This window comes from Paracoccus sp. R86501, from assembly GCF_042466435.1.
GTDB lineage: Bacteria > Pseudomonadota > Alphaproteobacteria > Rhodobacterales > Rhodobacteraceae > Paracoccus.
Genome location: NZ_JAXHPZ010000001.1, coordinates 1,046,921 through 1,068,508 on the forward strand (window position 1 = coordinate 1,046,921; position 21,588 = coordinate 1,068,508).

21 protein-coding genes and 1 riboswitch are annotated in these 21,588 nt (G+C 64.2%); of the genes, 5 read left to right on the top strand and 16 right to left on the bottom strand.

Annotated elements, in window-relative coordinates:
• Positions 1-74: 74 nt before the first annotated feature.
• Positions 75-713 (top strand): ParA family partition ATPase, encoded by a 639-nt coding sequence (gene parA, locus SJY40_RS05135; protein ID WP_378943482.1) that lies wholly within the window; start codon positions 75-77, stop codon positions 711-713.
• Here parA and SJY40_RS05140 read toward each other — a convergent pair.
• From SJY40_RS05140 to SJY40_RS05165, 6 genes are all read right to left on the bottom strand, one after another.
• Positions 710-1,444 carry an ABC transporter ATP-binding protein gene (locus SJY40_RS05140; protein ID WP_378943484.1) on the bottom strand — a complete coding sequence of 245 codons (735 nt, stop codon included), beginning with the start codon at positions 1,442-1,444 and terminating at the stop codon, positions 710-712. The two genes, parA and SJY40_RS05140, sit on opposite strands and share 4 nt — an antisense overlap.
• Positions 1,444-2,430, bottom strand: a complete 987-nt coding sequence (locus SJY40_RS05145; protein WP_378943486.1) for a FecCD family ABC transporter permease — start codon at positions 2,428-2,430, stop codon at positions 1,444-1,446. Before SJY40_RS05145 ends, SJY40_RS05140 begins: the two co-directional genes overlap by 1 nt.
• Positions 2,427-3,209, bottom strand: a complete 783-nt coding sequence (locus SJY40_RS05150) for an ABC transporter substrate-binding protein (RefSeq protein WP_378943488.1) — start codon at positions 3,207-3,209, stop codon at positions 2,427-2,429. The genes SJY40_RS05145 and SJY40_RS05150 overlap by 4 nt, the downstream gene beginning before the upstream one ends.
• The gene (locus tag SJY40_RS05155; RefSeq protein WP_378943490.1) at positions 3,196-5,010 is read right to left on the bottom strand and encodes a TonB-dependent receptor plug domain-containing protein; all 1,815 of its coding nucleotides are present in this window, start codon (positions 5,008-5,010) and stop codon (positions 3,196-3,198) included. The genes SJY40_RS05150 and SJY40_RS05155 overlap by 14 nt, the downstream gene beginning before the upstream one ends.
• A 129-nt stretch (positions 5,011-5,139) precedes the next feature.
• Positions 5,140-5,328, bottom strand: a riboswitch (cobalamin riboswitch).
• Positions 5,329-5,364: 36 nt separating this feature from the next.
• Positions 5,365-6,048 (bottom strand): NAD-dependent deacylase, encoded by a 684-nt coding sequence (locus tag SJY40_RS05160; RefSeq protein WP_378943492.1) that lies wholly within the window; start codon positions 6,046-6,048, stop codon positions 5,365-5,367.
• Positions 6,049-6,051: 3 nt separating this feature from the next.
• Positions 6,052-6,354 (bottom strand): hypothetical protein, encoded by a 303-nt coding sequence (locus SJY40_RS05165; protein ID WP_378943494.1) that lies wholly within the window; start codon positions 6,352-6,354, stop codon positions 6,052-6,054.
• A gap of 203 nt (positions 6,355-6,557) precedes the next feature.
• Between SJY40_RS05165 and SJY40_RS05170 the strand changes: the two genes are divergently transcribed.
• The 3 genes from SJY40_RS05170 to lepA all read left to right on the top strand — a co-directional run bounded on the left by SJY40_RS05170 (position 6,558) and on the right by lepA (position 10,151).
• Complete coding sequence (locus SJY40_RS05170; protein WP_378943496.1) at positions 6,558-7,253, top strand: HAD family hydrolase; 696 nt, start codon at positions 6,558-6,560, stop codon at positions 7,251-7,253.
• Positions 7,250-8,179 carry a DMT family transporter gene (locus SJY40_RS05175; RefSeq protein ID WP_378943498.1) on the top strand — a complete coding sequence of 310 codons (930 nt, stop codon included), beginning with the start codon at positions 7,250-7,252 and terminating at the stop codon, positions 8,177-8,179. The genes SJY40_RS05170 and SJY40_RS05175 overlap by 4 nt, the downstream gene beginning before the upstream one ends.
• Positions 8,180-8,351: 172 nt before the next feature.
• Complete coding sequence (lepA, locus tag SJY40_RS05180) at positions 8,352-10,151, top strand: translation elongation factor 4 (protein ID WP_378943500.1); 1,800 nt, start codon at positions 8,352-8,354, stop codon at positions 10,149-10,151.
• Between the two features lie 60 nt (positions 10,152-10,211).
• Here lepA and SJY40_RS05185 read toward each other — a convergent pair whose 3' ends face one another.
• From SJY40_RS05185 to guaA, 8 genes are all read right to left on the bottom strand, one after another.
• The gene (locus SJY40_RS05185; protein WP_378943502.1) at positions 10,212-10,595 is read right to left on the bottom strand and encodes a hypothetical protein; all 384 of its coding nucleotides are present in this window, start codon (positions 10,593-10,595) and stop codon (positions 10,212-10,214) included.
• A 158-nt stretch (positions 10,596-10,753) separates the two neighbouring features.
• Positions 10,754-10,900, bottom strand: coding sequence for an entericidin A/B family lipoprotein (locus SJY40_RS05190; protein ID WP_108501537.1), 147 nt, complete (start codon positions 10,898-10,900; stop codon positions 10,754-10,756).
• A 63-nt stretch (positions 10,901-10,963) separates the two neighbouring features.
• Positions 10,964-11,347, bottom strand: coding sequence for a D-ribose pyranase (gene rbsD, locus SJY40_RS05195; protein WP_378943504.1), 384 nt, complete (start codon positions 11,345-11,347; stop codon positions 10,964-10,966).
• Between the two features lie 4 nt (positions 11,348-11,351).
• A complete protein-coding gene (locus SJY40_RS05200; protein ID WP_378943506.1) occupies positions 11,352-12,533 on the bottom strand; it encodes a dipeptidase in 1,182 nt (393 codons plus the stop codon).
• Positions 12,534-12,647: 114 nt separating this feature from the next.
• Complete coding sequence (locus SJY40_RS05205) at positions 12,648-14,474, bottom strand: M3 family oligoendopeptidase (RefSeq protein WP_378943508.1); 1,827 nt, start codon at positions 14,472-14,474, stop codon at positions 12,648-12,650.
• An 89-nt stretch (positions 14,475-14,563) separates the two neighbouring features.
• Positions 14,564-15,364 (bottom strand): GNAT family N-acetyltransferase, encoded by an 801-nt coding sequence (locus tag SJY40_RS05210; protein ID WP_378943510.1) that lies wholly within the window; start codon positions 15,362-15,364, stop codon positions 14,564-14,566.
• Positions 15,365-15,418: 54 nt separating this feature from the next.
• Positions 15,419-16,936, bottom strand: a complete 1,518-nt coding sequence (locus SJY40_RS05215) for a cryptochrome/photolyase family protein (RefSeq protein ID WP_378943512.1) — start codon at positions 16,934-16,936, stop codon at positions 15,419-15,421.
• A 72-nt stretch (positions 16,937-17,008) separates the two neighbouring features.
• Positions 17,009-18,568 (bottom strand): glutamine-hydrolyzing GMP synthase, encoded by a 1,560-nt coding sequence (guaA, locus tag SJY40_RS05220; protein WP_378943514.1) that lies wholly within the window; start codon positions 18,566-18,568, stop codon positions 17,009-17,011.
• A 122-nt stretch (positions 18,569-18,690) separates the two neighbouring features.
• Between guaA and SJY40_RS05225 the strand changes: the two genes are divergently transcribed.
• Complete coding sequence (locus tag SJY40_RS05225) at positions 18,691-19,203, top strand: CAP domain-containing protein (RefSeq protein WP_378943516.1); 513 nt, start codon at positions 18,691-18,693, stop codon at positions 19,201-19,203.
• Positions 19,204-19,235: 32 nt separating this feature from the next.
• Here the strand turns inward: SJY40_RS05225 and SJY40_RS05230 are convergent, their stop codons facing one another.
• On the bottom strand, positions 19,236-20,567 hold the full coding sequence (locus SJY40_RS05230) for a branched-chain amino acid ABC transporter permease (RefSeq protein WP_378943518.1): 1,332 nt from the start codon (positions 20,565-20,567) through the stop codon (positions 19,236-19,238).
• 13 nt (positions 20,568-20,580) lie between these two features.
• On the bottom strand, positions 20,581-21,588 hold the full coding sequence (locus tag SJY40_RS05235; RefSeq protein WP_378943520.1) for a branched-chain amino acid ABC transporter permease: 1,008 nt from the start codon (positions 21,586-21,588) through the stop codon (positions 20,581-20,583).

Consider the following 21,588-nt stretch of genomic DNA (forward strand, 5'->3'; position numbering starts at 1 on the left):
CAACTGCATTATAGTCGTGCAATTGCGTCGCCGCCTGTTAACGTCGCCGCAAGGGACAGCAGAAGGAACGGCGTATGGCAGGACGCATCATCACCGTGGCCCAGCAGAAGGGCGGGTCGGGCAAGACCACGTTGGCGGTGAACCTGGCGGTATCGCTGCACGGCCGGGGACATTCGGTGGCCTTGGTCGATACCGACCCGCAGGGCAGCATGGGCCGGTGGTTCATGGAACGCATGCAGGCGCAGGGCGAGGATGAGGCGATGGATTTCTCGACGTCATCCGCATGGGGTGCCAGCTATGAGAGCGAGAAGCTGAAGAAGCGCTTCGATTTCGTCATCATCGACACGCCCCCCAAGATCGACAGCGACCTGCGGCCATCGCTCAAGGCGGCGGATCTGGTGCTGGTGCCTGTTGCGACCAGCCATGTCGACCTGTGGGCGACCGAGGGGGTTCTGGACCTTGCGCGGCGTGAAAAAGCCGACGTGCTGGTCGTCTTGAACCGCGCCCGTCCCAACACAAGGTTGTCCGCCGAAGTCGCTGAAAAGGCAAAGGAACTGGGCGCAAGCGTGGCCGAAGTCCAGATCGCCAACCGTGTCGCCTATGCCGAGACGCTTGGTCAGGGCCTTGGTGCCATCGAGACTGCCCGATCAGGCCCCGCCCGTGCCGAGATCGCCGCCCTGACCGATGAGATCCTGGCGCGGCTGGAGGTCTAGACCGGCAGAATCGCCAACCCGTCGGGGGTCTGGACACGGCGCAGGGTGATCCCGAAGGCACGGGTCATCAGGTCGTCCTGCAGCACCTGATCGGGGGTGCCGTCGGCGATGATGCGCCCCTCGGCCAGCAGGACCAGCCGTGTGCAGAACCGCGCTGCCAGCCCCAGATCATGGATCGAGGCGATGACGCCCCGCCCTTCGCTTGCCAAAGCCGCAAACAGCCGCATGGTGGCCAGTTGTTGCGCCGGGTCCAGCCCGGCGATCGGTTCATCCGCCAACAACAGCGGCGTGTCCTGCGCCAGTGCGCGGGCGATCAGGGCGCGGGCCTGCTCGCCCCCGGACAGGCGCTGCGCGGTACGGTGGGCGAATGCCTCCAGTCCCATGCGGGTGATGGCGCGGTCGATGGCCTGCCGGTCGGCGGATGTGCCCCCGCCACCGGGCCATGCAAGGCGACCAAGCGAAACCAGATCACGGACGCTGACCGGCCATGCGATTTCCTTGGCCTGCGGCAGATAGGCGGCATGTCGGGCACGGGGGGCCGCGGCCATCTGCGCCAGCGATGACTGCCCCGTGGCGGGGATCAGGCCAAGGGCGGCCTCCATCAGGGTTGATTTGCCCGCGCCGTTAGGACCGATCAGGCCGATGAATTCGGATGGGCCAACGGTCAGGTCGATGCCTTGCAGCACCGGGCGGTTGCGCCGGATCACCGACAGGTCTTCAAGCCTCAGCATCAGATGCGCCCCCCGCTGCGGGTTTTCCAGATCAAATGCAGGAACAGCGGCGCGCCGACGATGGCGGTCAGCACCCCCAGCTTCAGGTCGCGTTCGGGGGTGATGACCCGCACCGCGATGTCGGCTGCCAGCAAAAGCGCCGCCCCCCCGAGCGCCGAGGCGGGCAGCAGCCGCGACGGGCGTGCCCCGACCCAAGGGCGCAGCAGGTGCGGCACCACCAGCCCGACAAATCCGATGGCCCCCGCAACCGCCGTCGCGGGGCCGACGATCAGCGCCACCCCGGCGATCAGCCGCCAGCGCAGGGTGGTGGCGTCGATGCCGAGGGCCTGCGCCGCAGCCTCGCCTAGGGTCAGGGCATCAAGCCCACGGGCCGTGGTGGCGATCAGCGCTGCCCCCAATGCCATCGGTGGCATAGCCAGCGCGACATGGACCAGCGACCGGTCGGCCAGCGATCCCATCAGCCAGAAGATGATCTCATTCGCGGCATAAGGGTTGGGCGAGAGGTTCAGCACCAGCGCCGTCCCCGCACCTGCCATGGCAGAAATCGCCACCCCCGCCAGGATCAGCGTCACCGATCCTCCGCGTGGGCCCGCCAAAGCCACCAGCAGGCCGATGCCGATGGCCGCCCCCGTCAGCGCCGCAGCAGGCAGCGCCAGCGCGAAGGCCAGCGAAGCCCCCGTCTGGATGGCGATCACCGCCCCAAGCGCCGCCATGCCCGACACGCCGATCAGCCCCGGCTCGGCCAGGGGGTTGCGCAGATAGCCCTGCATCGCGGCGCCGGTCAGCCCCAGCCCCGCGCCGACGGCCACCCCAAGCAGCGCACGCGGCAGGCGGATCTGCCGCATGACGATGGGCAGGGGGCCCTCACCCCCAAGGATCAGCGCCTTGAGGCTGGCCAGCACGCCCACCCCCGCAGGTCCAATCAGCAGCGATGCGACGAACAGCGCCAGCACCAGCGCGACCAGCAGGCGGAAGAGGGGCGTCATGGCAGGCTCTCGATGGCGGACAGGATGAAGGGCGTGCCGCAGATCCATGTGTTGTCGGTGGTGACGGAGGGTACCTTGGCAGCATGGCGCAGCGCGGGGTGATCCAGGATCGCCTCGGCCCGCGACTGGCCGGGCCAGCGGGCGCCGGTGACGATCAGATCGGGGGTGGCCATGACCATCTGTTCCAAGGGCAGCGCGCCCGGGCCGGTGATGCCCAGATCGGCGGAGATGTTCCGCCAACCCGCCTGCGTCAGGATGGTGTGGGACAGCGTCTGCCCCCCGGCGGTGAAGCCGTTCGCGTCATAGAACATCGCCCGCCCCTTGGTCCGCTGCGGGATCCGCGCCAACCCCGCGTCAAAGCGCGCCAGCAGATCGCGGGCCGCATCCTGCCGTCCCAGCAGATCGCCTATGCGGATGATCTGGTCGCGGATCTGTGGGATGGTGTCGGCGGGCGGCAGGATCTGCACCGGGATGCCAAGGTCCTGCAGCATCTGTACGGCGGGCCCGGCCGAGAACTGTCCGGTCAGCACCAGATCGGGGGCCATCAGATAGATTTCCTCGGCGCGGCCATGGTTGGCGGGCAGCGCCTTGGCGGCATCTGCCATGGGCGACAGGTCGGGGTCCTGCGCATAGCTGCCGACCGAGATCAGCTGCCCCGGTGCCGCCAGCATCAGCGCCAGCTGATCCGTGCAAAGGTTCATGGAAACAACCCGCGCAGGGGCCGCCAGCGCCGGTGTCGCCACCAGCGCCAGCATCAGTGCCAGCCTAGAAAGAGGCACGCAGCCCCGCAAAGATCGCCCGGTCGGATGTGCCATAGCCCTCAAGCACCTGGTATTCGCGGTCCAGCAGGTTCTCGACCCGCAGATAGCCGGTGGTGGTGGGGGTCAGGTCACGCTCGATCTGGGCGTTCAGCACGGTGAAGGACGGCATTTCCGTCCCGTCATCCAGCAGCCCGTCCTGATAGGTTGCCTGAAGGCTGGCGCGGGTGGAGGCGTTTAGATCGCCCTCGACCCGCAAGGTCGCGCTGCGTTCGGGCACGCGGTTCAGCGGATCGCCGTTCGGGTCGCGCGTGTCGGTATAAGTCAGGTTGCCAGACAGGCGGATGCGGTCGGTGATGGCGATTTCGCCGGTCAGTTCGATCCCCTGGGTGCGGCTGTCGCCGGTGATCTGTTCATAGCCGAAGTCGTCCAGCGAATAGTCGATCAGATCGGTGATCTTCGCACGGAACAGCGTCACGCCGAAGCTGACGTCGGCGGTGGGGGCATAGTCCAGACCGATCTCGGTGCCGATGGCGGTTTCAGGGGTCAGGTCGGGATTGCCGCCCCATGTGGCATAAAGCTCATAGGGGGAGGGCGCGCGATAGCCGCTGCCGTGCTGGCCACGCAGGGTGATGGTGTCGGTCGCGCGCCAAGCGATGGCCAGACGCCCGGTCTCCTTGCCGCCGAATTGCGAATTGTGGTCGTGACGCGCCGACAGGGCGATATCGAGATCAGGCGTGGCGGCCCATTGCGCCTCGGCATAGAGTGAATTCGTCAGATAGCGTGCGTCGGTGGCATCGCCCTGAAAGCGTTCGTCACTGTGGCTGGCACCCCACGCAAGGGTCACGTCCTGACCGACAAGCGTGGACCCGTCATAGGCGTATTCGGTCCGCTCACCCTCATAGGGATAGGTGAAGCCCCCGAAGGTTTCCTGCCGCGAGGTTTCGCTTCGCTGCACCGAAAACGCGTGTTCGGTTACGCCCATGGTGTAATCGGCAAAGACCCGCGCCCCGCGCATGATGCCCGCGCTGCGGTCGGCATTGTTGACCAGCACCGGGAAGTCGCCATCGGTGTCGACGCGGGTCTTCTGCCAGAAGCCCGCAACGCCCACCGTCAAATCGGGCGTCAGGTCCTGACTGGCCGAGAGGGTAACGCGGGTGGCGCGGGCGCCGTCGTCTTCGGTATTGCCGTCGTTCTCATCGGCGACCGAAAAACCGTCGGTTTCGTAATGCTGCACCGTCAGGGCGGCGCGCTGGGTGTCGTTGGCGGCCTGCACGCCATAGGACAGGCGCGTGCTGTTGTTGCTGCCGTATTCCACGCCCGCCTGCTGGTGCAGACCCTGACGGTTGGCGTCCAGCGTGGTGATGGAGACCACCCCACCGATCGCCTCGGAGCCGTAGAGCGCGCTCTGGGGGCCCTTCAGCACCTCGATCCGGGCGATGTCGCCGGTCAGCATGGCGCCCGCGTCAAAGCGGATCTGCGGGGCCGAGGGGTCGCTGACATCGATGCCGTCCACCAGCACCTTGACGTATTGCGTCGGCAGACCGCGCAGGCGCAGCGTCGATTGCGTGCCGAACCCGCCGTTCGAGGTGACCGACACCCCCGGAAGCGTCGCAAGGTAATCCACCAGACGCGTAGTCCCGTCGCGCTGCAGATCCTCGCGGGTGATGATCTGGACGTCGGCGCCCGTGCGGCCCGGCTGGGTCGCTGTCTGATTGGCCGACATGATGATGGGGGGCAGCATGACGGGTGCTTCCTGCGCGGCGGCAATGCAGGGGGCGGTCAGGGCGGTGGCAAGGCAAAGGCGGGACAGCAAGGGCACGTTCTGCATCCTTCGGGATGCCCGGACCTGTCGCGGCCGGGCGGGTATGGTCAGCTGCGGCCCCAAGGGACCCCAACGGCGAATACCACCTCGACGGAAGATCCGTTTCACATATGCGCCCCGCATATGCTTTGGGTGATCGCGCTCGGCAGGTCTCCTGGCTGGGCGGGTCGTCGCTTGACCGGGCCTTCCCACCCCCATCGGGGACAGTGGCATATCCGACCTTGCTGACCGCTGACAGTTGCGGGGGCAGCCGCAGACTTTCACTGCGTTCCCTTTTCACCGGGCGAACCCGGAACCGAGGCAGGATGGCCCTAGCCCATCACGCCCCCGTTACGCAAGATTTATCGGGTTCTAGGCATGACAGATGTCATCGACCCACCCGGGGACGGTCATACTGGCAGGCCCAAGGATCTGTTGGTCGAAATCATCGGCGTTGACGCTGGCCTCGAGGTTCAGTTCAAGGCATTTCGCGCCGTTGCGCCCCGCGTGCTGGGCAAATCCTGCCGCGGGATAGACGTTGCCCGATGTGCCGATGGCCACGAAGAGGTCACTGTTTTCCAGCACGTCCCAGATGCGTTCCATATGCAGGGGCATTTCCCCGAACCAGACGATGTCAGGACGCGGGGAGGGCTTGCCACAGGCCGGGCAGGAGTCCTTGGGGTGCATGACCATGGGGGCAGGCCAGTTGTGCCCACAGGCGGCACAGCACGCGCGGTTCAATGCGCCATGCATGTGGATGACATCGCGGCTGCCTGCGCGTTCGTGCAGATCATCGACGTTCTGCGTCACAAGTGTCAGGTCGTGATGCGTGGCCAGCCGCAGCAGCGACAGATGCGCGGCGTTCGGCTGGGCCTCGAGCGCGGCCTTGCGGCGCATGTTGTAGAAGGCGTGAACCAGCGCGGGGTCCTTGGTGAAGCCTTCGGGGGTGGCGACATCCATGATGCTGTGGTTTTCCCACAGCCCGTCGGACGCGCGGAAGGTTGCCAGGCCGCTTTCGGCGGATATCCCCGCGCCGGTCAGAATGGTGATGCGCATGGATCAGCGGCAGAGGCGTTCGGCCTGACCTGCAAAGTTGCGATAGCGGCGCCAGAAGGAATTGTCCGAATCGCGTTTGGAGGTGCGGATTTCCTGCGCACGATGCGGATCGCGGAAGAAAGCTGCGGCCTTGCGCTGGTCCGACCGTGACAGGGTCTGATTGGCAACCTGCTGGATGCAACCGCACAGGGGGGCATTGCCACGGGCGCGATCGGATCGCACGCAGGCATTGTCGATGGGTCCGGCCATGGCCAGAGGGGTGGTCAGCATAATGGTGGCTGCCGCGATCACCAGACGGTTCAGCATGGGCTGTCTCCTCGATTCTCGTCCTCGGATGTCGGGGATGCCGGTTGGTTCCGGTCTTTCTTGCCCTGACGGTTCCCATTGATACCAAAAAGGGGGGCACTTCTCAATCACGTTGCGGTCATTGCGATCTGCGCCGGGGGTTGCGTGACACGCGCAAGACCTGCATTCCGTGCAGATATGGTCGCGAATGCAGGAGCTGTGGGATGATCGAAGCCATCGGACTGGATGCGGATGACACCCTGTGGGAGAACGAGACCTTCTTTCGCGTGACCGAGGCCGAATTCACCGCCCTGTTGGCCGATCACGGAGAGGCCGAGACCATCGCATCCCGCCTGTACGACGTCGAGCGGGCGAACCTTGTCCGCTATGGCTATGGCATCAAGGGGTTCACCCTGTCGATGGTGCAGACTGCGGTCGAGCTGACGGATGGGAACGTCGATGGGCGGACCATCGGGCGTATCCTTGAGATGGGGCAGGATATGCTGGCCCATCCTGTCCATGCGCTGCCCGATGTCGCCAAGGCGCTGGAGGCGTTGCAGGGACGACGGTTGATCCTGATCACCAAGGGGGACCTGATGGATCAGGAACGCAAGGTGGCCGCATCGGGGCTGGCCGAGATGTTCGAGGCGGTCGAGATCCTGGTGGACAAGACGCCCGAAGCCTATTCCCGGGTGATGAACAGTCACGGCATCGCCCCTGATCGCTTTCTGATGGCCGGCAATTCGATGAAGAGCGACGTGATCCCGGTGCTGCAGATCGGCGGTTGGGGTGTGCATATCCCCCATGGGCTGACATGGATCGCCGAACATGCCGAAACGCCCGACCATCCCCGGCTGCGCGAACTGCCGACCATCGGCGGGCTGCCGGGTCTGGTTGCCGAAATCGAGGCATCGGCATGAGCGCCTTCAGCCGTCTTTCCGACAATGGTCGCGCATCGCTGTTCATGAGCGCGGCAATGGCGATGTTCGCGCTGGAGGATGCCTTCATCAAGACACTGACCGCCGCGATGCCCGTCTGGGAATTGCTGGCGATCACCGGGCTGGCGGCGCTGGGTGTCTTCTGGGCCAAACTGGCGATGCAGGGGCAGGCGATGTGGACGCGGGACCTGCTGCATCCGATGGTGGCCTTGCGCAATCTGGGGGAAATCATCGGCGCCTTCGGTTTCGTCATGGCACTGGCGCTGGGCGAACTGGCGACGACCTCGGCCATTCTGCAGGTGCTGCCGCTGACGCTGGTGTTGGGGGCGGCGCTGTTTCTGGGTGAACAGGTGGGCTGGCGGCGCTGGTCCTCGGTTGCGGTGGGCTTTGTCGGGGTGCTGCTGATCCTGAGGCCGGGAACGGCGGCGTTCCATCCATCAATGCTGTTGGCGGTGATGGGGGTGATCGGGCTGACGCTGCGCGATCTGGCAACGCGCCGGATCCCCAAGGGCGTACCCTCGGACCAGCTGTCGGCATCGGCCTACGGGGCGATGGTGCCTGCGGGACTGGTTCTAGCTGCGCTGGGTGGCGAGCCGGCGGTGATGCCCGATCCGGTGCAGGCCGCGTTCCTGCTGGGGACGCTGGTATTCGGGGTGCTGGGTTATACCGCGCTGGTGGCGGCGTCGCGAATGGGCGAGGCATCGGTCGTGGCGCCCTTCCGCTATTCCCGGCTGGCATTCGCGCTGGTCGTGGCGCTGGTGGTCTTTGGCGAACGGCCCGACCTGCCGATGCTGCTGGGGGCTGCGCTGATCGCGGGGGCGGGCGGTTATGCCATGTGGCGCGAGGCGGGACTTCGTCGCAAGCCCGTGGCAGGCGCGATGCGTCCGGGCAACGGTCCGCTGACCTGAAACGGGCAAGCCGGCAGCGGCCCCATCGAGGGGCCTTGCCGGCTGCGTGTTCCCCGAACACGCCCCCCGCGAACCACATCGGGTGCGTCCTGCCGCGGTGTCGCTGAAAACAAACGGGCCATGGCTGCGAAATCCTCTTTTCGTGGCCCTCGCAACCCAGTATAGCCCGGCCATGACCGAATTGTCCCTCATTCGCAACTTCTCGATCGTGGCTCATATCGACCACGGCAAATCCACCTTGGCCGACCGGCTGATCCAGCTTACGGGGACTGTCGCCGAACGCGACATGAAGACCCAGATGCTGGACAGCATGGATATCGAGCGGGAGCGTGGAATCACCATCAAGGCGAACACGGTGCGCATCAACTATCCTGCCAAGGATGGGCACACCTATGTGTTGAACCTGATCGACACGCCGGGCCATGTTGACTTCGCCTATGAAGTCAGCCGGTCCATGCGCGCGGTCGAGGGTTCGCTGCTGGTCGTCGATGCCACCCAAGGCGTCGAGGCGCAGACGCTGGCCAACGTCTATCAGGCCATCGATGCCGACCACGAGATCGTGCCCGTCCTGAACAAAATCGACCTGCCCGCATCCGAGCCCGAGCGCGTGAAAGCGCAGATCGAGGATGTGATCGGCATCGACGCCAGTCAGGCCGTGTCGATCAGCGCCAAGACCGGCGTCGGCATTCCCGACGTTCTGGAAGCCATCGTCACCCGTCTGCCCGCACCGACCGGCGACCGCGATGCGCCGCTGAAGGCGATGCTGGTGGACAGCTGGTACGACAGCTATCTAGGCGTCGTCGTCATGATCCGCGTCATGGACGGGGTGGTCCGCAAGGGCGATCAGGTCAAGATGATGCAGACGGGCGCGACCTATCGTCTGGACAAGCTGGCCGTTCTGACGCCTGCGATGAAGGACATTGCGGAACTTGGCCCGGGCGAGATCGGCGTCTTCACCGCATCCATCAAGCAGGTGCGCGATACCCGCGTCGGCGACACGATCACCACCGAAAAGAAGGGCGCCGACAAGGCGCTGCCGGGCTTCAAGCCTGCACAGCCGGTGGTCTTCTGCGGGCTGTTCCCCGTCGATGCGAATGACTTCGAACCCCTGCGCGACGCCATCGAAAAGCTGGCCCTGAACGACGCCAGCTTCAGCTATGAAATGGAAACTTCGGCGGCCCTTGGGTTCGGGTTCCGTTGCGGCTTCCTTGGGCTGCTGCACCTCGAGGTGATCCGCGACCGTCTGGAACGCGAATACGATCTGGACCTGATCACCACAGCGCCGAGCGTGGTCTTCAAGCTGCATATGCGCGACGGTGAGGTCATCGACCTGCACAACCCCGCCGATATGCCGGACCCCTCGATCATCGACCACATCACCGAGCCGCGCATCAAGGCGACCATCATGGTGCCGGACGAATATCTGGGCGACGTGCTGAAGCTGTGTCAGGACCGTCGCGGCATCCAGATGGACCTGACCTATGCAGGCAGCCGCGCCATGGCGGTCTATGACCTGCCGCTGGCCGAGGTGGTGTTCGACTTCTATGACCGCCTGAAATCGGTGACCAAGGGTTACGCCAGCTTCGACTATCAGATCAGCGAATACCGTGAGGATTTCCTGGTCAAGATGTCGATCCTTGTGAACGATGAACCGGTGGATGCGCTGTCGATGATGGTCCACCGTGACCGTGCCGAAAGCCGTGGCCGCGCCATGGTCGAGAAGCTGAAAGAGCTGATCCCGCGGCACATGTTCAAGATCCCGATCCAGGCCGCCATCGGCAGCCGCGTGATCGCGCGGGAAACCTTGTCGGCAATGCGCAAGGACGTGACGGCCAAATGCTATGGCGGTGACGCGACGCGTAAGAAGAAGCTGCTGGAAAAGCAGAAGGCCGGCAAGAAGAAGATGCGCCAGTTCGGCAAGGTCGAGATCCCTCAGACCGCGTTCATCCAGGCGCTTAAGATGGACAGCTGACGCCATCGACATCCAGTTTGGAACAGGGCCCCATCGCGGGCCCTGTTTGTCATTTGTGCCTCAGTTCCGCATGTCGGGAATGATCGGGTCGCAATAGGCACTTACAGCCTGTCCGACCGAAATGGCTCCGTCATGTTCCCCCGACCCGAATTCGGACAGGCCCGCGCCTTCGGCCTTGCGGGTCTGGTCGAGGGTGAAGGTCAGGCCTTCGCCGCGGCCACGGGGTTTGGGCGTTGCGCGCCAGATGCGGGCGGATACCGGTTGCTGCATCCGCTTGTTGGCCAGATCGCCCGCGGCGCACCAGTATTCGGTCGTCAGGCGGCCGCTTTCAAATGGCACGGCGATGTCGGTCTGGTTCAGCTGCTGCACCTCCATCCCGTTTTGGGCGGTGAAGGCAAAGGCGGGCAGCGGCAGGGCGATCAACATGATTGCAAGCATTCGCATGCGGATGTCTCCTCGACTGTGGACAATTGGGTGACGCAGCCCGAATGCTTCCACAGATATGCATGTGATGCAAATCACGTCGGGCGGATGGCCGGATTGCCCATGAAAAGGCCCCCGACAGTCGAACTGCGGGGGCCGTCAATTCCGGTGGCTTGGGCTTACATGCCGGCCTGCGCCTCGGCGCTTTCTTGCTGGACCACGGCGCCTGCGGTCGAAATGTCGCGGCCCGCGCCCTGCACGGTTTCGCATGCCGAAAGCGCCATCATTGCCAGAACGGCGCTAAGCCCGAGGATTTTCTTCTGCATGGGTCGGTCTCCTGTTGATCACCATCTGAAGTTGCAACGCCGGTGACCGTCTTGGGTTCCGCGTCAGAAAGCGACGCCGGACCACAGGCAGATGTTTGCATAGGGCGTGCATTCTCCACTGCGGATGATGGCACGCGCGCCTGCCGTCTGGCGCTTGAAGTCGTCATGCGACATGCGCGTCACCACGCCGATCTGGCGTTCGGTGAAATCGGCGATCAGCGTGTCTGATGCTTCGTCGGCGATGCAGGACCGCTCGACTGTCAACTCGCTCAGCAGTGCGTCAAGTACCTGCATGGTGCCGGGAATGCCGCGCGTCAGGGCCAGGTCGATGCACCGCACGCCGGACGGCACGGGCAGGCCCGCATCGCCGATGACGATCAGATCGCCGTGGCCCATGGCCGCGACCAGTCCCGACAGTTCGGCATGCAGCAGGGTGGTTCGTTTCATGTCTTCATCCGTCCGTTTCGGGCAGGGTCTGCCGCAGGTATTCCATCATGTTGCCGCCCATCACCTTGGCGATCTGGTCCGAGGTCAGGCCCTGATCGATCAGCGCTTGGGTCAGCGCCGCAAGATGCGCCGCATCAAAGGGGGAATCAACTGATCCGTCCCAATCGGAGCCAAGGGCGACGTGATCCTCGCCCGCGACCGCGATCGCGGCGGCGATGGCACCCGCGACATCGGCGGGGGTCTTGCCGCAGACGACGTCCGACCAGAAGCCGATGCCGATCAGCCCGCCTGATTGCGCCACTTGGGTCACCAGTTCATCGGGCAGGTTGCGCGGGCTGGGGCAATGCGACGCGATCCCCGTGTGCGAGATGATGGGCCGCGTGTCAGGTATGGCCAGCACATCGCGCACCATCGCGGGCGAGGCATGGGCAAGGTCGATCACCATGCCGCGTTCCACCATCTGCTGTACGACCTGCCGACCGAAATCGGTCAGTCCGGCCGCGTCCTGCCCGTGCAGGCTGCCGCCCAATTCGTTGTCAAAGAAATGCGTCAGCCCCATCAGGCGAAAGCCCACGTCATAAAGGATCTGCAGGTTGGCCAGATCACCCTCCAACGGATGCCCGCCTTCCGAGCCCAGCAGCGCCCCCAGCACCTGCTGACCCGAGGCGCGGTCCTGCAGCAGGTGCTGCAGATCCTGACGGCTGCGGATGATGCGCAGGTGTTCGGGGTCATGGTCAGCGGCCTCGGTCAGCGCGCTTGCCTGCACCAGTGCCCGTTCCCGCAGCGAAAACCACGACCGGGGCGGGCGCAGCTGACCGATGAACAGGGGCGTGATATTGTCGCCGGCTTCGGCGCTGTTGTGGTCGTAATTCTGACCGCGCGGGCTTTTGGTGACGGTGGTGAAGACCTGCACTGCCATATTGCCCTGCAGCAACCGCGGCACGTCGCTATGTCCGCGTGCCACCTGTTTCAGCAGATCGCGGTCCCACAGCAGCGGGTCGGCATGCAGATCGCCGATGGTCAGGGTCTGGTGCAGGGCGCGCGCCTGATCCGAGACGGGCCAGCCTTCAGCGGGCATGGTCACCGGGTTCATCATACGCTCGGCATAGGGCGGGGCGAAGATCAGGAAGGCCGCCACCGCACATCCGGCCAGCAGCGCGGCCCCCAAGGCAAGCTTCTTCCACATCGCCAGTCCCCCCACGTCGTTCCGGTCAAGCCTGTCCGGAAACGGGCGCGGGGGCAAGCTTGCGCGTCGGACATGGTTGACGCGGCGGGGACCGATGCGGCCCCCGCCGTGGCCTCAGTCCTCCAAGGCTTCCAATTCGTCGATGAAGCCTTCGATCATCGACAGCCCCTTGTCCCAGAAGGCCGGGTCTGAGGCATCCAGCCCGAAGGGGGCCAGCAGTTCCTTGTGGTGTTTGGACCCACCTGCCGACAGCATGTCGAAATACTTCGACTGGAAGTCGGGCAAGCCGTCTTCGTATGCTGCATAGAGCGCGTTCACCAAGCCGTCGCCAAAGGCATAGGCATAGACGTAGAAGGGCGAATGCACGAAATGCGGGACATAGGTCCAGAAGGTTTCGTACCCCGGCATGAATTCGAAGACCGGGCCAAGGCTTTCGGCCTGCACGGACATCCACAGGGCGTTGATGTCGTCGGGGGTCAGTTCGCCCTCGGCACGTGCGGCATGCAGTTTGCATTCGAAATCATAGAAGGCGATCTGGCGGACGACCGTGTTGATCATATCTTCGACCTTGCCAGCCAGCAGGGCCTTTTTCTGCTGCGGATCGGTGGTCTTGGCCAGAAGCGCGCGGAAGGTCAGCATTTCGCCAAAGACCGACGCCGTTTCGGCCAGCGTCAGCGGCGTCGATGACAGCAATTCGCCCTGACCCGCGGCCAGACGCTGGTGGACGCCATGGCCCAGTTCATGCGCCAAGGTCATCACGTCGCGTGGTTTGCCCAGATAGTTCAGCAGCACATAGGGATGCGCGGTGCTGACGGTCGGATGGGCGAAGGCACCCGGCGCCTTGCCCGGCGTCACGGCGGCATCGATCCAGCCGTGGTCAAAGAAGGGCTCGGCCAGTTCGGCCAGTTTGGGGTCGAAACCGGCATAGGCGTCAAGAACGGTGCTGCGGGCCTCGGGCCAGTCGATGGTGCGCGGGTTTTCGGTCGGCAAGGGCGCGTTGCGGTCCCAGACTTGCAGCGTGTCCAGACCCAGCCATTTGGCCTTCAGCGCGTAATAGCGGTGCGACAGGCGCGGATAGGCGGCGGTGACGGCGTTGCGCAGGGCCTCGACGACCTCGGGCTCGACGTGGTTGGACAGATGGCGACCGTATTGCGGGGTGGGCATCTTGCGCCACTTGTCCTCGATGGCCTTTTCCTTGGCCAGCGTGTTGTGGATGCGGGCGAACAGGCCGACGTTTTCACCAAAGACCTTGGCCAGCGCCTTGGCGCCCGCCTCGCGCCGTGCGCGGTCGTGGTCGGTCAGCAGGTTCAGCGTCGCTTCCATGCCCATCGTCTCGCCATCGACATCGAAGGTCAGGGCCGCGGTGGTTTCATCGAACAGCCGGTTCCAGGCCGAGGCGCCCACGACGGAATTGTCATGCAGGAACTGTTCCAATTCGTCCGACAACTGGTGCGGGCGCATGGCGCGCATGCGGTCGAAGACGGGGCGGTAACGAGCGGGTCCGTCGGGCGCGTCGAACATTGCCTGATAGGAGGCTTCGGGGATGCGGTTGAATTCGAGGCTGAAGAACACCAGCGGCGTCGTCATGTCGGTGATGCGCGCCTGCAGGTCGCCCATCTGTTTCGCACGCGTCGGATCGGTGGTGTTCTGGTAATAGCGCAGCCCGATATAGGACATCAGCTTGCCCGCGATGATGTCGATCTGCTGATAGGTCTCGATGCATTCCAGCATCTCGGCGGGGCTCAGATCGGCCAGCTTGCCTTGGTAATCGGCGGCAAAGCCTTGGACCAGATTCTCCAACTGCGCCAGATCATCGTTCAGCTGCGGGCTGTCGGGCGCGGGATAGAGGTCGGTCAGATCCCATTCGGGAAGCGTGCCAAGATCGGGGGCGGTGCGTGCCTTGGCGGCGTCGGCTGCGTCGAAAACCTGCGGGTCTGCCATGTCATATCCTTTTCCGTCTGTTGCGACAGATGTGGACCCTGCATGGGGCAGGCGCAAGATCCCCCCGTAGGATGACGGCGGGATGGCGGTCAAAGATCGCTGAAGGCTGAGGCATGGATGACCCTACTGCCCTTGGGCAGATCACCGAAGATCTGCAACGCAGGCCCGGCATAGGGCGATTGCAGATCGGCGGGGGCGAAGCCCATGCGCGCATAGAAGGCGGGATCGCCCAGCACCACCACCGGACGCTCGCCAGCCGCCTGCAGCGCCATATGCACCAATGCCGTCCCGAGGCCGCGGCCCTGCAAAGCCGGATGCACCGCCATGGGGGCCAGCGCCAATGCCGGACGTTCCGCAGACAGGCGCGACAGGGCGACATGGCCGATGGGCACGCCTTGGGCATGGGCCACCAGCGACATCTCCAGATCGCCGTTTTCGCGCAGCTTGCGCAGCAGTTGCGCCTCGGCGGGTGATCCGAAAGCGTCTGTCAGCAGCCGATCCAATGCGGCGTGATCGCCCGCAACCTCGGCGCGGATCAGGGGGTGCAGATCGTGGCGGTGGAAATCGCGGCCCAGATCGCGGCTGTCACGGCCCCATATGCTGTCGGCAGTGCGGGCCTGATGGGCGGCGAAGGCATCGGCATCGGCAAAGACCTCGGACAGGGTCCAGACCATCGGGTCTTCGGATTGGGTGATGTCGAAGCGCAGGCATCCCGGCTCGGTGCGGCTAAGATCGACGTGATCGGGCAGCAGCGACAGGGCTGTCATCATCTGGCCCATGTCGGCGCAGGTCAGGCTGCCGTGCAGCGCCACCATCGGGACCGAAAGTCGCGCGGGCGTGCCGCTGTCATCGGTGGTGGTGGCATGGTGATGTCCGCAGGCGCAGCTCATGTCGGTCCCCTTTTGCCCCAGCTATCCCCGGCGATTGCGGTGGCGTCAAGCTGATCAGACGGTCTCGCTCGCTTCCATCCGTCCCAGAAACGCTGCGGCATCCTGGAGGACGGTGTCGCGGCGGTCCTTTGCCATGCGGTCCCAGGTTGCATACGCACGCCCGATCCGCGGGTTGTCATGCAGGCGGTCGCGGTGACGGATCAGAAAATCCCAATAGAGCAGATTGAAGGGGCAGGCCTTGTCGCCGGTCTTGGCCGTCACCGAATAGGCGCAGGTCTTGCAGTAATCCGACATCTTGTTGATGTAATTGCCGGAACTGACATAGGGCTTGGACCCGACCAGTCCGCCATCGGCGAATTGGCTCATGCCGATGGTGTTCGGGGCCTCGACCCATTCGTAGGCGTCGATATAGACCTCGAGGTACCATTCATGGACCTGCGCAGGGTCGATCCCCGCCAGCAGGGCGAAATTGCCGGTGATCATCAGGCGTTGAATGTGATGGGCATAGGCATGGCGCTTTGTCTGACCGACGGCATGGGACAGGCAGTTCATCCGCGTTTCCGCGCCCCAGTAAAGCGGCGGCAGGTCGCGGTTGTGCCCAAGCGCATTGCGGCTGGTGTATTCCGGGCCTTCAAGGAAATAGATGCCGCGCATGAATTCGCGCCAGCCAAGGATCTGACGGATAAACCCCTCGGCAGAATTCGGGCGCACTTTTCCCGCCAGATGCGCGTCAGCCGCGGCCTGACAGACCTCGGACGGGGACAGCAGGCCGGTGTTGATATAGGGCGAAAGGATCGAGTGGTGCAGGAAGGGATCATCCGACAGCATCGCATCCTGATAAGGCCCGAACAGGTCCAGCGAATGTTCGATGAAGTGATCCAGCACTTGCAACGCGCCCTTGCGGTCGGTGGCAAAGTCGAAGGGCAGCAGATCACCGAAGTTATCGCCAAAGCGGTCCTGAACCAGATCCAGCACCTGCTGGGTGATCGCGTCGGGCGGAAAGCGCGGGGGATGGGGGCGGAACAGGTCGGGGGCGGCGGGCTTGCGGTTGTCGTGGTCATAATTCCACTTGCCGCCTGCCGGTTCGTCGCCTTCCATCAGCAGGCCGGTCTTGCGGCGCATCTGGCGATAGAACCACTCCATCCGCAGCTCCTTGCGGTCGCGGGCCCAGTCCTGAAACTCGGTGTGCGTCGCAAAGAAGCGGTCGTCGGGCAGCTGGCGCACGGGCAGGGGTATCTGCGACAGGATCTGGATCAGCCGCCATTCGCCCGGCTCGGTCGCGATGATGTCCTGCGCCCCATGTTCCGCAGCCCGGCGCAGCAATTCGCCGTCGATCTTGTGGCTGTTTTCGGGGTCATCCAAGCGCGTATAGGCGACCTGCCAGCCCTGTTCGGTCAGTTCGGCGGCGAATTTGCGCATGGCGGCAAAAATCAGCGCGATCTTTTTGGGGTGATGGCGGACATAGCTGGCCTCGGCCATCACCTCGGCCATGACGATGATGTCGTCGGGGGTAGCCGCGCGCAGGGCGGACAGGTCGTGGGACAGTTGGTCGCCCAGGATCAGGTTCGGCATCGGTTCCCCCAAACGCGAAAGCGCGCAGGTTTCCCCACGCGCTTGCAAGTTACGATGCGACGCGGTGCCGCGTCATTCCCATTCGATCGTGCCCGGAGGCTTGGACGTGATGTCATAGGTGCAGCGGTTGATGCCCTTGACCTCGTTGATGATGCGGGTCGCGGTCTCGCCCAGGAATTCATGGGTGAAGGGATAGTAATCCGCTGTCATCCCGTCGACGCTGGTCACTGCACGCAGGGCGCAGGCGAAATCATAGGTCCGTCCGTCGCCCATCACGCCCACGGTGCGCACCGGCAGAATGGCCACGAAGGCCTGCCAGATATCGTCATAGAGACCGTGCTTGCGGATCTGGTCGATGAAGACCGCATCCGCCTTTTGCAGGATCGCCAGCTTTTCGCGGGTGATCTCTCCGGGGCAGCGGATGGCCAGACCGGGGCCGGGGAAGGGGTGGCGACCGATGAAGCTCTCGGGCAGGCCCAATTCGCGGCCCAGCTCGCGGACTTCGTCCTTGAACAGTTCGCGCAGAGGCTCGACCAGTTTCAGGCCCATCTTTTCGGGCAGACCGCCGACATTGTGGTGCGACTTGATCGTGACCGAGGGACCGCCGCTGAAGCTGACGCTTTCGATGACGTCCGGGTACAGCGTGCCTTGGGCCAGGAAATCCGCGCCCTCGATCTGGGTCGCGTATTTCTGGAAGACGTCGATGAACAAGCCGCCGATGATCTTGCGCTTGGTTTCGGGGTCGGAGACACCTTCAAGCTTGCCAAGGAACAGATCGGCTTCATCCGCGGCGATCAGCGGGATGTTGTAGTTGTCGCGGAACATCTTGACGACTTCGTCGCCTTCATTCAGCCGCAGCAGGCCGTGATCGACAAAGACGCAGGTCAGCTGGTCGCCGATCGCTTCGTGGATCAGGACGGCAGCAACCGACGAATCGACGCCGCCCGACAACCCGCAGATGACCTTGCGGTCGCCCACCTGTTCGCGGATCTTGCGGATCGCTTCGTCCTTGTAGGACGCCATGGTCCAGTCGCCGGTGAACCCTGCCAGACGGACAAAGTTCTCCAGCATCGTGCGACCGTTCGGGGTGTGATGCACCTCGGGGTGGAACTGCACGGCATAGAAGTGGCGTGTCTCATCCGCAATCATCGCCATGGGCGCGTTGGGCGAGGTGCCGATCACCTCGAAGCCGGGGGCCAGGCTGGTGACGCGGTCACCATGGCTCATCCAGACTTCTTCGCGGCCGGTGTCGAACAGGCCCGCAAAGATGCCGTCCTGCTTGTGGCCGGGGGCGGGGGCGATGAAGGCGCGGCCATATTCGGCGTGATGGCCGGCTTCGACGCTGCCGCCCAGCTGTTCCATCATGACCTGTTGGCCATAGCAGACGCCGAAGACGGGGACGCCCATCTCGAACACCGCCTGGGGTGCGCGGGGACTGTCGTCCTGCGTCACGCTGGCCGGGCCGCCGGACAGGATGACCGCTTGCGGGGCCATCTCGCGCAGCGACGCATCGGTCACCGTGTTGAAGGGGTGGATTTCGCAATAGACATTCAGTTCACGCAGGCGACGCGCGATCAGCTGCGTCACCTGGCTGCCGAAGTCGATGATCAAAAGGCGCTGGTGCTGGGTCATGACTGCGCTTTAAGCGCGCTTTTCCGTCCTTGCAAGACCTTCGCGCCATGTGGTCGCGCGGAACCCTCGCAACCCCTTGGCGTTGGGCCAAAATGTATCAAGTCAGCAACCGAGGTTTTGTCATGTTCAAGGTTTCCCTTATTGCAGCATCCGCCGTCGTGGCCCTGGCCGGGTGCCAATCGGGGTTTCCGGCCCTGAACCAGCCTCAGCCCCCCGCCGAAGAGGCACTGGCCCTGCAATGCAATGGTGATGCCTTGGCCGCCCGACAGTTGCGCGAAGGCATCACCGCCGCCCGTGCCGCCGAAGGCAAGACCATTCTTACGGAAAGCGAACTGCTGAACCGCATTGCGGCATCGCATGCCTGCGACATGGCCCGCATGGGGCGTGCAGATGTGGCGGGGTCGAACGGATCAAACGTTGTCAACCGGGCGCGGGCGGTCGATTACCCGACCTGTGGCGTCATCCAGCTGGTCGGCACGGGCAGCAGCGCACCCGCGACGGTCGCGACATGGCTGGTGCCGGGCCCGAACCGCGAACAGGTTCTGGGCCAGCTGAGCTATGAGATCGGGACCGGATCGGCACGCAGTTCGGACGGCCGCATGTGGTACAGTGCGGTTCTGGGCAACGATTGCTGATATGAAACGGGGCGCCAGTGGCGCCCCTTTCCTTATTTCTCGGGCAGCAGGCCCCGCGGCGCAAATCTTAACACCAAAAGCAGCACCAGCCCCATCGCGATGAACCGCATATGCGGCGCGCTGTCCAGCAGGTGCAGTTTCAGCGGACCATCGGGCAGGGCGGCGGTCAGAAGGCCGATCAGCGCAGGGCCCCAGACCTCGACCTTGATCCACAGGAACCAGATGGTCACTGCGCCAAGAACCGCACCCCAGTTGTTGCCCGACCCACCGACGATCACCATCACCCAGATCAGGAAGGTATAGCGCAGCGGGTTATAGCTGGTGGGCGTCAGCAGCCCGTCCAGCGTCACCATCATCGCACCCGCGATGCCGATCACCGCCGACCCCAGGATGAAGACCTGTAGGTGGCGGCGGGTGACATCCTTGCCCATCGCCTCAGCTGCGGTTTCATTGTCGCGGATGGCGCGCATCATCCGGCCCCAAGGCGATTTCAGCGCCAGTTCGGCCAGCAGGATCAGCACCAGCAGCACCACAAGGAATAGCGTCATATAGGACAGCTTGACCCAGATCCCCGAAGCCTCGGCCGCCTGGAAGCCCCAGCTTTGCGCGAAACCGACGAAATCGGGGTTGTTCTGCATATCGACCTCGTATGCGACGGGGCGTGGGATCGAGGTGATGTTCTTCACCCCGCGCGCCAGCCAATCCTCGTTCTTCATGACGGCGACGATGATTTCACCGATGCCAAGCGTGGCAATGGCCAGATAGTCCGAGCGCAGGCCCAAGGCGACCTTGCCGATGGCCCAGGCCGCAGCTGCCGCGAACAGACCGCCCACTAGCCATGACAGCATCACCGGCAACCCCAGCCCGCCGATGTTGCCATGACGCGACGGGTTGTTCGCTTCGATCGCGATGACCGCGGGGTCGAACAGATAGCGATAGGCGAAGAAGCCTGCCAGCAGAACCGCCGCGATCAGCAGGCCGCTGCGGGTTCGTGTCCAGACCAGCTTGGCGATGGCCAGCACGCCGACACCCACGGCCAGAGCCGCCAGCAGACGGCTGCCACCAGCCTGCCATGCGCCTTCGACGGGGGGCAGGGAGACCAGCACCGGGGCCAGACCGCCAAGCGCCAGAAAGCCCACGACGCCGACGTTGAACAGCCCGGCATAGCCCCATTGCATGTTCACGCCCAAGGCAGTGATCGCCGACAGCAGCCCCATGTTCAGGATCGCCAGCGAGGTGTTCCAGCTGCCCGAGAACATGCTGTTTCGAACGGTGCCTTCCAGCACGAACAGGATGGCAAGGATGGCGAACAGGACGGGCGCGCGCCACGCGCTGTAACCTGCGGATTGACGAGTGTTGGACATATCCGTTCCCCCCTTACACCGACTTGCCGCGGAACAGCCCCGTGGGGCGGAACAGCAGGACCACGATCAGAATGACGAAGCTGACGGCGAATTTATATTCCGTTCCCAGCAGCTGCATCAGGCCGCTTGGCTCATACCAAGGGGCGACATAGCCGACGATCTTGACCCAAGGATAGGTGACCGCGACCTCGGAGAACGCGACTAGGAAACCGCCTGCGATGGCGCCAAGCGGGCTGCCCAGACCGCCCACGATGGCAGCGGCAAAGATGGGCAGCAGGATCTGGAAATAGTTGAAGGCCTTGAAGGACTTGTCCAACCCGTAAAGCGTGCCTGCGATGGTCGCCAGGCTGGCAGCGATGATCCATGTCAGCCGTACGACGCGTTCGGGGTCGATGCCCGACAGCAGGGCCAGATCCTCGTTGTCGGAATAGGCGCGCATGGCCTTGCCCGACTTGGTGCGGTTCAGGAACCAGAACAGCGCGGCGACCACGATGACAGCCACGACCAGCGTCAGCGCCTGCGTGCTGCGCAGGGCCAGACCTTCGGGCAAGCCGCTCCATTCACGGAAATCGCGGACATTGATGATGAAACGTTCGCCATCGTCAAAGCGGTATTCGCTGACGCCGATCAGCAGGCGCGTCAGCCCGTTCATCACGAACATCACCCCGACCGAGGCCATGACAAGAATGATCGGCGCGGCCTTCTTGATGCGATAGAACCGATAAACGGCGCGGTCGGTGGCCAGCACCAATACCGCCGTCGCCGCAATCCCGAAGGGCAACGCCAGCAGCGCAGTCGGCAGCGGCCCAAGCGAAATGCCCATGGCCTGCAGACCCCATGTGACCAGAATGACGACCGCTGTGCCAAACGCCATGGTGTCGCCATGGGCAAAGTTGGAAAAGCGCAGAATGCCGTAAACCAGCGTCACGCCAAGCGCGCCCAATGCCAGCTGCGCGCCATAAGCGGCGGCCGGAATGAAAACAAAATTCAGAAAAACCACGAGGGCATTCAGGAAATCCAT